The 13881-nt window shown below is 72.2% G+C and carries 1 protein-coding gene; it reads right to left on the bottom strand.

Translation table 11 applies throughout. The features are described 5' to 3' along the window. Positions 1–146 precede the first annotated feature (146 nt). Complete coding sequence (locus tag AB0H50_RS32810; protein WP_357460417.1) at positions 147–13871, bottom strand: amino acid adenylation domain-containing protein; 13725 nt, start codon at positions 13869–13871, stop codon at positions 147–149. Positions 13872–13881: the final 10 nt, after the last annotated feature.

Genomic DNA, 13881 nt, shown 5'->3' with positions numbered 1-13881 from the left:
CCGCTTTTTCGTCGGGGCGCCGCCCTTGGTCTTCCCTCTCTACCTACCCCCCCCCCCCGGGGGTACCCGGTCGCGGGGTCCCGCGCGCCGCCCCCCCGCGGGGGGGGGCGCGCGCCCCCCCCCCCCCACGGCGGTTGCGATCGAAGTCAGCCGCGCTCCCTCAGGTACTCGGCCAGGATCGGGCCGATCACCGCGAGGGCCTCTGGCCTGGTCAGCCGGTTGTGTTCGTGACCGGTCCGATGATCGAGGATCGCGCCGCCGACATACGGCCTCCAGGTGTCCACGTTGGGCCCGTAGCCGGGTCGGACGCTGGTGCTGCTGAAGAACAGCATGTCGCCGTCGAACACGCCGGGCCGGTACTCGGCCGCCTGTCGGACCAATTGCTGGTAGTCGAGGTGGAGGCGTTCCAGGGCCGCGGCGTCGAGCGCGCCGAGAGCGCCTGCGGCTGTCGCGCCCAAAGCACCGTCCGGCCCAGCGCCCAAGCCGCCACCCGCCACCGCGCCCAAGTCGTTCTCGCCACCGCGCAGCAGTTCGGCGGCGCGCTCGGCCAGCGGCTGGTCTCCGGTGAGCAGGTCCGGGTCGATGCCGCCGAACTCGGCGAGCAAGACCTCCGGCGGCGGCATCTCCGTGGTGCTCTCGGGTTCCACGTCGGCGCGGCCGTCGATGACGACCAGCGCGGAGACCGTCGTGCCGCGGCGCTGGAGTTCCACGGCAACGGCATGCGCGAGCGGTCCGCCCGCCGAGTAGCCGAGCACTCGGTACGGACCGCCGGGCTGGACGGCCTGCATCTCGTCGGCATAGCGTGCCGCGCGTTCGGTCAGTGACATGTCCGGCTGCTCGGCGGCGACGCCGGGCGATTGCAGCCCGTACACCGGATGGCCGGGATCCAGATGACGCACCAATCCCGCATAGCCCCAGGCCAATCCGATCGCCGGATGCACGCAGAACAGCGCGGGTCCGCTGCCAGAAGCACGCAACGGCAGCAGCGGCAGCAGCGCCGGATCCACGCCGTCCGGCCCGGCTTCTCGCTGTTCGACGATGCGCTGGGCCAGCGCACCCGGCGTGGGATCGCCGAACATCCACTGCACCGGCACGGCGCAGCCGAGGCGTTCCCCAAGCTCGGCGCACAGGCGGATCGCCACCATGGAGGTGCCGCCGAGTTCGAAGAAGTTGTCGTCCAAGCCGACCCGGTCGGCGTCGAGCACGGTCTCGAAAGCGCTGACCACCTCCTGCTCGGTGCGGGTGACGGGCGGCCGGTAGGGCAGGTCGGCGGTGCGCCGCTGGGTCAGGTTCGGCGGCGGCTCGTAGACGACCGTTCCCGGCGGGGCCGTGACGTCCAGTTCACCGAGCAGCAGACCCGGATTCGCGGTGACGGCGTCGAGCACCTCGACGTACCGGTCGGCGAAGGTCTGCGCGGTGGACGGTTCGAACAGGTCGAGCGCGAAGGTCAGGCTGCCGCGCATACCGGCCGGCCCGCCCTCCTCGTCGAAGCGCTCGGCGAGCATCCACTCCAGATCGAATTTCGCTCCCACCGAAGGCATTTCGAGCGGGCGGACGTCGAGGTCGGGCAGGGCGGCCGGTTCGCGCTCGAAGTTCTGGAAGACGAGCAGCACCTGGAACAGCGGATGGTGGGCGGTGGAGCGAGCCGGGGCGAGCAGCTCGACCAGCCGCTCGAACGGCAGGTCGGCGTTGCCGAAGGCGTCCAGATCGCTGTCTTTCGTTGCGGCCAACAGGTTTTCGAAGGTGTCCTCGGAGCGAATCCGGCTGCGCAACACCAGCGTGTTCACGAACATGCCGACCAGCTCGTCGAGTTCACCGTCGCCGCGGCCTGCGATGACCGAGCCGATCGCCACGTCCCGCTCCTCGGAGAGCCCGCCGAGCAGCACGGCCAGCGCGGCGTGCGCGACCATGAAGATGCTGACGCCGTGCCACCGGCAGATCTGCCGAATCCGTTGCTGCACAGCGGCATCGATGTCGAACTCGACCACGCCTGCGCGGTGAGTGGACACCACGGGTCGTGGATGGTCGCTCGGCAGGGTCGAGACCTCGGGCAATCCGTCCAGCGCACCGCGCCAGTACTCCAGCTGCCGGTGCGCGACGCTGTCGGGATCGTCGTCGGCGCCGAGCAGTTCGTGCTGCCACAGGGCGTAGTCGGCGTATTGCAGCGGCAGCGGCGACCAGTACGGCGCGGCGCCCGCGCGGCGAGCCATGAAGGCCATCATCACATCGCGGGTCAGCGGCGCCAGCGACCAGCCGTCGGAGGCGATGTGGTGCATGACCACCACCAGCACCGCCCGCCGTTGGCCGAGCCGCAGCAGCGAGACGCGGATCGGAAGCTCGGCGGTGAGATCGAAGCCCTGGGCGATCGCCGCGGCGACCCGCCCCGGCACCGCGTCCGGGTCGGCATCGGAAATCCGCACCGGCACATAGGCTTCCGCCAGACCGCGGACGTCCTGGTAGGGCTCGCCCTCGGCGTCCACCGGATACACCGTGCGCAGCGACTCGTGGCGGGCGAGCACGTCCATCAACGCCGTCTGCAGGATCGCCGGATCCAGATCGCCTTCCACCTCGGCCGCGATGGGCACGTTGTGCGCCGGTGACGCGGGGTCGTACCGGTTGAGGAACCACATCCGCCGCTGCGCCGCCGAGAGCGGAATGCGGGCGGGGCGATGACGCGGACCCGGCCGCGGACCCGGCGCCGCGGCCGCGGTGCGCACCGCTTCGGCGAGTTCGACGACGGTCGGGGCGTCGAACACCATCCGCACCGGAACGCGGGTGTCCAGCGCGGCGCCGAGGCGGGCCGCGATACGGGTCGCGATCAGCGAATTGCCGCCGAGCGCGAAGAAGTTGTCGTCCAAGCCGACCCGTGGCACGCCGAGCAGCTCGCCGAAGGTGTCGGCCACGACGCGCTCGGTGGGCGTGTTCGGCTCGCGGAATCGACCGGCCCTGATATCGGGGGCCGGCAGGGCGCGCCGGTCGAGCTTGCCGTTCGCGGTGCGCGGTAGTTCGTCGAGCACGACGAGCGCCGACGGCACCATGTACGACGGAAGCCGCTGGGCAAGAGACGCTTTCAGCGCCTCGAGGTCGATCGTCGCGAGGTTGGACAGCTCGGCGTCGCGCTCTTCAGCCTCGAGCGCCTCGAGCTCGCGCCCCTCGGCCTCCACTGCATCAACTCCGCGCGCCTCGGCCTCGTACGTCCCGGCCTCAGCCTCGTACACCCGGGCGTCGCGCGCCGCCATGCCGTGCGCCTCCGCCTCGTGCGCCCCGGCCGCGGGGGCTCCAGCCTCGCGCGCCTGCGGCTCATGCGCCTCCATGCCAAGCGCCGCCGCCTCTCGCACCCCAGCCCCGTGCGGCACCACATAGCCGACCAGCAGCTCACCGACGGCCGGATCGGTGTACACCGTCACCGCCGCCTGGTGCACCGCGGGGTCGCTCGCCAGCGCCGACTCGATCTCGCCGAGCTCGATGCGCAGCCCGCGCAGCTTCACCTGGAGGTCGCCGCGGCCCAGGTAGTCCAGTGCGCCGCCGCGCCTGCGCACCAGGTCGCCGGTGCGGTACATGCGTCCGCCGGGCGCGCCGTAGGGATCGGCGACGAATCGGGCGGCGCTCAGCGCGGAGCGGCCGTGGTAGCCGCGGGCGAGGGCCAGGCCGGACAGATACAGTTCGCCGACAACACCGTCCGGGACCGGGTGCAGCCGCTCGTCGAGCACGCGGACCGCGAGGCCGGGGGCCGGGCCGCCGATGGTGATCTCGTCGCCGGGTCGCAGCGCCTCGCTGCCGGTCGCCCAGATCGTGGTCTCGGTCGGGCCGTAGTCGTTGAAGTGCAGGCGATCCGGCGCGGCCCACTTCTCGACCAGCTCCGGCGGGCACGGCTCGCCGCCGGTGATGATGCCGCGCAGCGCGGGTTCGGGGCCGAGTGCGGCGGCATCGACCGAGCCCAATGCGGAAGGTGTCAGCGCGATGTGCGAGACACGCTCGCGGGCAAGCAGTTCGCCGAGTTCCGGACCGCCGAAGGCGGTGGGACCGGCGATCACGAGCGTGCCGCCCGCACCGACGGCCATGAGCAGTTCGAGCACCGCGGCGTCGAAGCTCGGGGACGCCACGGCGAGCACTCGCGAGTCCGCGGTGATGCGCATCCGATCACGTTGCGCGGCGGTGAGATTCGCCAGACCCTCGTGCGTGACGACGACGCCCTTCGGTCGTCCGGTGGACCCCGAGGTGAAGATGACGTAGGCCGGGTTCTGCCAGCGCACCGGCGCGGTGCGTTCGGCGGCGTCGATCGGCGCACCGGCGGCCGAGTGCACCAGATCGGTGGTGGCCGGATCGTCCAGCGTGAGCCAGCGCACCCGCGGGTCGCCGGAGGTCTCCGCGGCGTCGTCGAATCCCGAGCCGGGCAGCGTCGGCGCGACGGCGCGGACCGTCACCCCGAGCCGCGCCCCGGAATCGTCCAGGATCTGCGCGATCCGCTCGGGCGGGTAGGCGGGGTCGATCGGCACGAACGCGGCGCCGGTCTTGGCCACCGCCCATACCGCGAGCACCGCGTCCAGCGAGCGCCGGATGGCGATCGCGACCAGCCCCTCCGGGCCCGCGCCCGCGGCGATGAGGACCCGGGCCAACCGATTGGCGTGCTCGTCGAGTTCGCGGTAGGTGAGCCGGGTGACGCCGTCGGCCACCGCGACGCCGTCGGGATTGGCGGCCACCGCCTCGGCCAGCTGCCGAGGCAGCACGGTCGGTTCGGCCACCGAAGGGCGAGCCGGGATGGCAAGGGCCGTACGCTCTTCCGGGTCGAGCAGCTCGACATCACCGACGGGCGCTTCGGGATCCGCGGCGACGGCGTGCAGCAGCCGCAGCCAGCGGTCCGCGAAGCGCTCGACGGTGTCGTGGTCGAACAGATCGGTGGCGTAGCCGAAGCGGATCGTCAGGCCGGACGTCTCGTCCGGCGCCACCGTCACGCTCAGGTCGAAGCGCAAGCTCTGCTGCTCCAGCTCCACCGCGGCCACGTGCAGGTCGGGCAGCGTGAGTTCCACCGGCGCGAGATTCTGGAACACCAGCATCACCTGGACCAGTGGGTGCCGCGCCGCCGAGCGCGCCGGATCGAGCACGTCGACCAGGCTCTCGAACGGGATGTCGGCGTGCGCGAAGGCGTCCAGATCGGTGCGCCTGATCCCGGCGAGCAGTTCGGCGAACGACGCGGCGGAGTCGATCTCGGTGCGCAGTACGACGGTGTTGACGAACATGCCGACCACGTCGTCCAATTCGGCCGCGCCGCGACCGGCGACCGGCGTTCCGATCGCGATGTCCGGTGTGCCGCTGAGCCTGGCGAACAGCGCCGCGAGCGCGGCGTGCAGCACCATGAACAGCGAACTGTGGTGTGTCCGGCCGAGTTCGTCCAGCGCGGCGGCCGATTCGGCGTCGAGGGTGCGCAGCACGGTGCCGGCGCGCAGCGACGGGATGGCCGGACGCGGCCGGTCGGCGGGCAGTTCGAGGCGGTCGGGCAGCCCCTTCAATGTGCGGGTCCAGTAGTCCAGTTGAGCCGCGAGCAGGGATTCCGGGTCGTCGGGTGAACCGAGCCGTTCCCGCTGCCAGAGCGTGTAATCCGCGTACTGAACGGGCAATTCGGCCCAGTCGGGTACAGCTCCGTGCGAACGGGCCGCGTAGGCCGCGAGCACGTCCCTGGCGAGCGGGCCCATGGAGAAGCCGTCCGCGCTGATGTGGTGCACCACCACGACGAGGACGTGCTCGTCGGCGGCGACGCGGAACAGGCGCAGCCGCAACGGAACCTCGGACGCGACCTCGAAACCTCTTGTGACGCAGTCGAGTACCGCGGCGGGCAGCTCGTCCGCCGCCAGCGGGGTCGGCTCCGGGTCCAGTTCCAGCGCGTCCGGCGGCAGCACGACCTGATAGCCGACGCCGTCGCGCGCCGGGTACACGGTGCGCAGCGCCTCGTGCCTGGCCAGCACGTCCGACAGCGCCGCACGCAGGGCGGCCACGTCGAGTTCACCGCGCAGGCGGAGCACCGCGGGGATGTTGTACGCGCCGGATTCCGGGTCGTACTGGTTGACGAACCACATCCGCTGCTGGGCGGGCGCGAGCGGAATCCGCTCGGGTCGCGGACCGGAGCGTGGTCCGATGCTGGGCCGGGCACCGTCGCCCGCCGCGGGCAGCCGGGCGGCCAGCGCGCGCACCGTCGGCGCCTCGAACAGCAGCCGGACCGGGACCTGGATGTCCAGTGCGGCGCCGAGCCTGGCGGTCACCCTGGTCGCGGACAGCGAATCGCCGCCGAGCGCGAAGAAATCGTCGAACGCCCCGACGCCGGGACGATCGAGCACCGCGCCGAAGACCTCCGCCACGACGCGCTCGACGCCGAGCGGAGCCACGTATTCCACGGCGACGCTCTCGGGTTCGGGCAGCGCGCGCACGTCGACCTTGCCGTTACCGGTCACCGGCAAAACGTCCAGGACGGTCACCGCCGCGGGCACCAGATGGCGGGGCAGGCGGCGAACCAGATGGTCGCGCAGGCGCGCGGCGTCGAGTTCGGCGCCCGCCGTCGGAGCCACGTAGGCCGCGAGCGCCAGATCGCCGGTGGGCCCGCGCCGCGGCACGGTGACGGCGAGCCCGACGCCGGGCACATCGCGCAGCACCGCGTCGACCTCGCCGGGCTCGACCCGGATGCCGTGCAGCTTCACCTGAGAGTCGTTGCGACCCACGTATTCCAGGCCGCTGCGCGAGATGCGCCGGACCAGGTCGCCGGTGCGGTACATCCGGTCACCGGGGGCGCCGAACGGGCTGGGCACGAACCGCCCGGCCGTGAGCCCCGCGCGGCCGTTGTAACCGCGCGCCAGGCCGGGACCCATCAGGTACAGCTCACCGACCGTCCCGACCGGTGCGGGCCGCAGCCAGCGGTCGAGCACGACCAGCCCGAATCCGGGCATCGGCCCGCCGAGACCCGCGACCTCGCCGGGGACGAGGGCCCCGCTGAACGTAGCGGCGACGGTCGCCTCGGCGGGGCCGTAGGAGTTCATCATCGACCGCCCGGCCGCGACCCGGGCGGTGAGCTCAGGGGGGCAGACCTCGCCGCCGGTGACCACGGTGCGCACGCCGTTCCACGAGTCGGTCGAGAGCGTGGCCAGCACGGCGGGAGGCGCGATGACGTGGGTCACCTCGTTCGACACGATCACGGAGGTCAGCTCGTCGCCCGCGGTCGCCGCCGCTGGCGCGACCACCAGCGTGGCGCCGGTGTAGAAGGTGGACAGCCACACCAGCGTCGCGGCGTCGAAGTTCGGGTTCATGCTGAGCAGCACGCGATCGCCCGGCCTGGCCCGCATGCGCGCCGAGGTGCCCACCGCGAGTCCGCCGAGTCCGGCGTGGGTCACCATGACGCCCTTGGGCGTTCCGGTCGATCCCGAGGTGTAGATCAGGTAGGCCGGGTGTTCCGCGCGCAGCGGACGCGGCCGGTCGGCGTCGGTGACCGGCGCGTCGGAATGGTCCGGCAGTTCGGCGGACAGCACCGGATCGTCGAGCAGCATCCAAGACACGGTGCCGGGCAGTCGATCTCGGTGTTCTGTGGTGGTGATACCCAGCTGCGCGCCGCTGTCGGCGGCGAGCGTGGCGAGACGGTCCCCGGGATGGTCGACATCGACCGGGACGAACGCGGCGCCGGATTTCGCGATCGCCCAGACCGCGAGGAACCAGTCGACAGACCGCGGCAGCGCGAGCAGCACCCCCGTCTCGGGACCCGCCCCGGCCGCGACGAGCTTGCGGGCCAAGCGATTCGAGCGGGCGTCGAGTTCGGCGTAGTCGAGCGCCGACGCGCCGTCCTCGACCGCGACCCGGCCCGGGCGCACGCCGCAGTGCAGCAGATCGGGCAGCAGTCGCGTCGGCTGCGGGCGGGAGCGCATCACCTCGGCGCGATCCACGCCGCTCACGGCGGCGGTCTGCCCAGCCGGGCCGGCGGCGGCCATGCGGTCGAGCATCCGCACAAGGCGCGCGCCGATCGCGTCCGCCTCGGCGGCGTCGAAGAATGCGGTGGCACAGCTGAGGATCAGCCGCAAGGTGTCGCGCGCGTGGGCGGCCAGCGAGAGCGGGTAGTGGGTGCCGTCGCGGCCACGGAAGTCGCGAACCCGCAGCGCCGCGTGCTCGGCGGCGCCGCGGAGGGCCGCCGCGTCCACCGGATAGGACTCGTAGACGATGGCGGTGTCGAACAGCACGCCGAGCCCGGCGCCGGACTGGATCTCGGTGAGCCCCGCGGTGTGGTGGTCGAGCAGGGCCCCCTGCTCGCGCTGGACCCGGCGCAGCAGGTCACCGACCGGCTCGGCCGGATCGAGGGCGATGCGCACCGGAAGGGTGTTGACCATCATGCCGACGATCCGCTCCGCGCCAGGCAGATCGGCCGGGCGACCGGAAACCGTTGCGCCGAAGACGATGTCGGTCTCGCCGGTGAGCTCGGCGAGCAGCAGGCCCCATGCGCACTGCACCACCGTGTTGAGGGTGACGCCCTGGTCGGCCGCCATGCGCTGGAGGGCGAGGGCACTCGCGGGCGCGAGCGGCAACTCCAGATCCAGTTTCCCCGAGCCGGTTCGCAGCGGAGTACGCCCCGCGGTGACCAGCGTCGGACCGGACAGTCCGGACAGCGCGTCCGTCCACGCCGCCATCGCCGCGGCGCGGTCCCGGTGCGTCAGCCATTCCAGGTAGTTGCGGTAGGAGACAGAGGGCGGGAAACCCGCTCCGTCGCCGCCGCTTTCGTATCGCGCGAGCAGTTCGGCGAGCAGCAGCGGCATGGACCAGCCGTCGAGCACCAAGTGGTGGTTGGTGACGAGCAGCCGAATGTCGTCGTCGCCGCACCGCGCGCACACGAACCGAACCAGCGGCGGGCGCGCCATGTCGAACGGCGCGGCCAGCTCGCGAGCCGCGAACGTGTCGAATTCGGCGGGATCGACATCCACCGTGCGCCACGGCACCTCGACGTCGGCCAGCACGATCTGCACCGGCTCGTCGGTGCCCGCCACGAACGCGGTGCGCAGCGCCTCATGTGCGCGCACGGTCGCGGTGGCGGCGGCCGCCAGTCGCTCGATGTCCACGGCGCCGTCGAATTCGAACACGGCCTGCACCGCGTACTCGTCGGTGCGACCGGCGGCCAGTTGCGCGTGGAAGAGCAGACCATGCTGTAGCGGAGCCAGCGGCCACACGTCGGTGATGGCGGGATACCTTGTGGCCCAGGCGTCCAGCTGTCGCTGATCGACAGCGACCAGCGGCAGATCGGAGGGCGTCAGTTTGCCCGCATCGGACTCGGCCAGCCGATACGCCAGCTCCTCGAGCGCGGAGATCCATTTCCCGGCAAGGGCTTCCATCTCCGCGCCGTCGACAATCCCCGAGGCGTACCGCCACACCGCGTGCAGCACCGAACCTTTCGGACTTTCGACGACCACCGCGTCGACAGCGAGAACCGCCGAGGCGGGCAGCTCGGCGCCGCCGCCACCGCCCAGGCTCGCCGCGAGCGAGACCGGCAGCCACGGCACCGCGTTCTGCGTCGCGTCGGAATCACCTTCTGCCACCTGGCCGAGGTAGTTGAATCCGAGTTGCGGGTGCGGGGCCGCACCGAGGATTGCTGCGGTCTCCGGGTTCGCGTGGCGCAGCAGGCCGTAGCCGATGCCGCCGCGCGGGACGGCGCGCAGCTGTTCCTTCACGGTGGCGAGCGCGTCCAGCGGACCGGCGTCGCCGATCTCGAGCCGTACGGGGAACTGGCTGGTGAACCAGCCGACGGTGCGGGAGAGGTCGGCGCCGGGCACGGCGGCCTCGTCGCGGCCGTGCCGCTCCAGCATGACCAGCGCGGGGCTTGTCTGCGCACGATGGTCGGCGAGCGCCGTGGCCAGCGCGGCGAGCAGCGCCTCTTCCATACCGCAGCGATAGGTCGCGGGCAGCCGGTCGAGCAGCGTCGCGGTGGTCGCGGCGGGCAGGCTCAGTTCGAGGCGGTCGAGGGTGTCGCCGGTGTCGACGACCGGGTCGAGCCCCCGGCGGCCCAGCGGCGGATCGGGGGTGGCGAGCACAGCGGCCCAGTAGTCGGCCTCGGCGGTCCACAGTTCGGTCGTCGCCGCCTCGGTGAGGGCGTGCGCCCACGTGCGCATGGAGGTGCCGACGGACGGCAGCTCGGGCGTCTCGCCGGCGCGCACCTGCGCCCAGGCGGAGATCAGGTCGGTGATCAGGATGCGCCAGGACACCGCGTCGACGGCCAGGTGGTGGATGACGAGGACGAGCAGGCCCGCGCCATCCGGGCCCGGATCCAGCCAGGTCGCCGCGACCATGACGCCCGCGTCGGGCGCCAGCCGCGCGGCGGCATCGTCGACGACGGATTCGGTGTCCACGCCGTCGATTTCGGGGCAGGGCACGCGAACGAGCAGCGACTCGGACGCGATCGTCGCGGGCGGCGCGACCTCCAAGCCGCCGCGAACGACCCTGGCGCGCAACATGTCGTGCCGGTCGAGCACCGCGCCGAGCGTGCGCACGAGTTCCGGCTCGCGCAGCCCGGCGGGCAGGGCGAGCACCATGGATTGACTGAACCGCTGCCACCCCGGCTGCTCGAGCAGCCAGTCCACGATCGGCGTCCTGGGCAGGAAACCCACTCCGCCGCCGGGCAGTTCGGCCAGCACCGTCCGCTCACCCGGCGCGCTGACCACCGACGCCAGCGCGGCGGGCGTCGGGTGCTCGAACACGTCACGCGCGGAGAACACCAGACCGGCCGCCCGGCCGCGAGCGACCAGCTGGATGGACAGGATCGAATCGCCGCCGAGCGCGAAGAACGAGACGTCCGCTCCGACCGCAGGCACGCCGAGCACCTCGGCGAACAGCGCGCACAACGCGCCCTCGACCTCCGTCGCCGCCGTGCGCGGCGCGGCGTCGGCCGTCGGCTCGGGCAGCGCCCGGCGGTCGACCTTGCCGTTGCCGGTCAGCGGCAGGGCGTCGAGCACGGTGATGGTGCCCGGCACCATGTGGCCCGGCAGCCTGCGCATGCAGAATTCCCGCAGGTGCGGCACGTCCAGCTCGGCGGGCCGCGAATCACGGTGCACCGGAACGACGTACGAGGCAAGCATGGCGCGGCCCGACGCGCCGGTGCGCACCACGGTGACCGCGATCTCCACCTCGGGATGCGAATCGAGCACCGCGTCGACTTCTCCCGGTTCGACACGCATTCCGCGCAGCTTGACCTGGAAATCGCTGCGGCCCAAGTAGTCCAGCACCACACCGTCGGCGCTCGCGCGCGCCGCGTCGTCGAACGGTTCGACCGAACGCCAGCGGACCAGGTCACCGGTGCGGTACATCCGGCTTCCCCGCGGGCCGAACGGGTCGGCGACCAACCGGTCCGCCGTCGAGCCCGGACGCCCCGCGTAACCGCGGGCCACGCCGGGTCCGGCGATGTAGAGCTCTCCCGGCGTGCCGATCGGCACCGGGCGCAGCCTGCGGTCGAGAACCATCAGCCGGGCGCCGGGCACCGGACGGCCGATGCCGGAGGAACGCTCCGGATCCATCGCGCCGGTGAAGGTGGCCGCGACGGTGGTCTCGGACGGGCCGTAGGAGTTCACCAGCCTGCGGCCGGGACCGAAGCGCGCCACCAGTTCCGGCGGGCAGATCTCGCCGCCGGTGGAGACCGCGACCACGCCGTCCAGCGCGCCCTCGGGCAGCGTCGCCAGCACGGCGGGCGTAGAGCACACCTGGGTGATTCCGAAATCGGCGACCGCGGCGGTCAATTCGGCGCCCGCCATGGATTCGCCCCGGCCGATCACCATCGTCGCGCCGTTGCCGAAGGCGATGAGCAGTTCGAGCATCGACGCGTCGAAACTCGGGTTCAGGCAGTGCAGCACGCGCGAGCCGACCTCGGGCCGGTATGCCTCGCGCACGGCGTCGGCCAGACCCGCGATTCCCGCGTGGGTGACGACGACGCCCTTCGGCACGCCGGTCGACCCGGAGGTGAAGACGACGTAAGCGGTGTGGTCGAGACGGACCTCGCCACGCGGCCGGAATTCGGTCGAATCCTGCTCCGCGGCTTTTCTGTCCCCAGCACCCCGCGCGCCGTCGCCGGGTTCGAGAGCCGCGAGAATCGCCGCATCCGTATCGATCTCGAGCCACCGCACCCCATCGGGCAGCCGGGCCCCCTGCTCGCGGGTCGTGATCCCCAGGCGCGCACCGCATTCCGCCGCCATCTTGGCGACCCGCTCGGCCGGATTCCCGGTACCGACGGGCACATATGCCGCGCCGGAACGCACCACGCCCCAGAACGCGAGCACCGATTCCACCGAGCGCGGCAGGGCGACCAGCACCGCGTCGTCCGGCCCCGCGCCCAGCTCGGCGAGCCGTCCGGCCAGGACGGCCGCTGCGTGGTCGAGCGCGCCGTAGCTCACGGTGCGGGCGCCGTCCACCACGGCCGCGGTGTCCGTGCCCGCCGTGTTCAGCCCCTCGTCGAGCACATCGGAGAGCCGCCGCGGCGCGGGCGGCGTCGGCCCGTGCGCGCCTGTGCGCAGGGCGATTTCGTCGTCGAGGAAGTACTCGACGTCCCTGACCGCGGTGCCGGGCTCGGCGTCGAGCAGGCCCTCGAACAGCTTCAGGAACCGCAGGTGATGGCGGGCCAGCGTCTCGTCGTCGTAGAGATCGGGATTGGCGGTGAAATCGAGGTGGACCGGCGCCTGTGCGCCGTGCTGGTAGATGTTGACGAACAGGTCCTCGATCGGGCCCGAGGTGAGCACGTGCAGGCTGGTCTCGATGCCGGTGAACTCGACCTCGCTGGGGAACAGCATGATATTGACCACCGGGCCGACGACACCGCGCCCGCCCGTAGCCTCGACCTCGCCCGTCGCGTGCCGGATCTCCTCGTGCCGGTACCGCTGGTGGCGCAGCGCACCGGAGACCTCGATCCGGATCGCGTCGACGATCTCGACCAGCGTGCTGCGCTCCCCCACCGTGACATGCAGCGGAACGACATTGGCCAGCATGCCGGCCGACCGGCGCAGCGCCGCGGTGGTGCGGCCGGAGACCGGCAGGCTCAGCACCACGTCGTGCGCGCCCGTGGCCTGCGCGTAGTAGACCGCCAGTGCCGCCATCACCAGCGCAGGCGCGCCGACGCCGAAACGTGTTGCCGCCGCGTCGAGCCGAGCCTTCACCTCGTCGGACAGCTGGTGCGTGCGCGCACGCCCGAGCGCGTGCGCGGGCGCGGAGCCCGTCACCAGGCTGCATCGCTGCGGCATCTCCGCGATGCGCTGCTCCCAGTACTCCGCGTCGGCGGTGAACCGGCTCGACTCCCGGTAGGCCATTTCCGCGTCGTGAATCTCGCGCAGCCCGGACGCCCGGTTCGGCTTCGGTTCCTCGCCCGCCAGCGCCGCGTTGTACAACTCGGCCACGCGGTACAAAACCGTCACGGACGCGAACCCATCCGCCACGACGTGGTGTCCGCGCGAGTACCACAGCACCCGATCGGGTGCGACGCGAATCAACACCGACACTCCCGGCCGCTCGCCCAGCAGATCCACCGGCGCGGACAGGTCCGCGCGCATCCACCGCATGGCCTCGGCGTCCGGGTCCGCGGAATCGCTGAGATCCAAATAGGCCAGCGTGGTGTCGAGGCTGTGGTCGACGACCTGATACGGACGCGAGTCGCGCTCGCCGAACCGCAGCAGCGCCGATTCGAACTCGTGCGCGGCGCGATGCCCGACCTCCACGAGGGTGTCGATGTCCAGCGGGCCGCGCATCTCGATGTACTGCGCCTCGTTGAGCGGCACGGAGGGATCGAGCTGCTGTGCGTACCACATGCCCAGCTGTGCGGGCGAGAGCGGAAACTCCCCGTTCTGGCCCATGTCGATCCCCCGCGCGGCCGAAAGTCCGTGCGTCATAGTCGGTCCC

Origin of the sequence: Nocardia sp. NPDC050793 (assembly GCF_040654065.1) — a bacterium.
GTDB lineage: Bacteria > Actinomycetota > Actinomycetes > Mycobacteriales > Mycobacteriaceae > Nocardia.
This window is presented reverse-complemented; position numbering and strand designations above follow the sequence as displayed.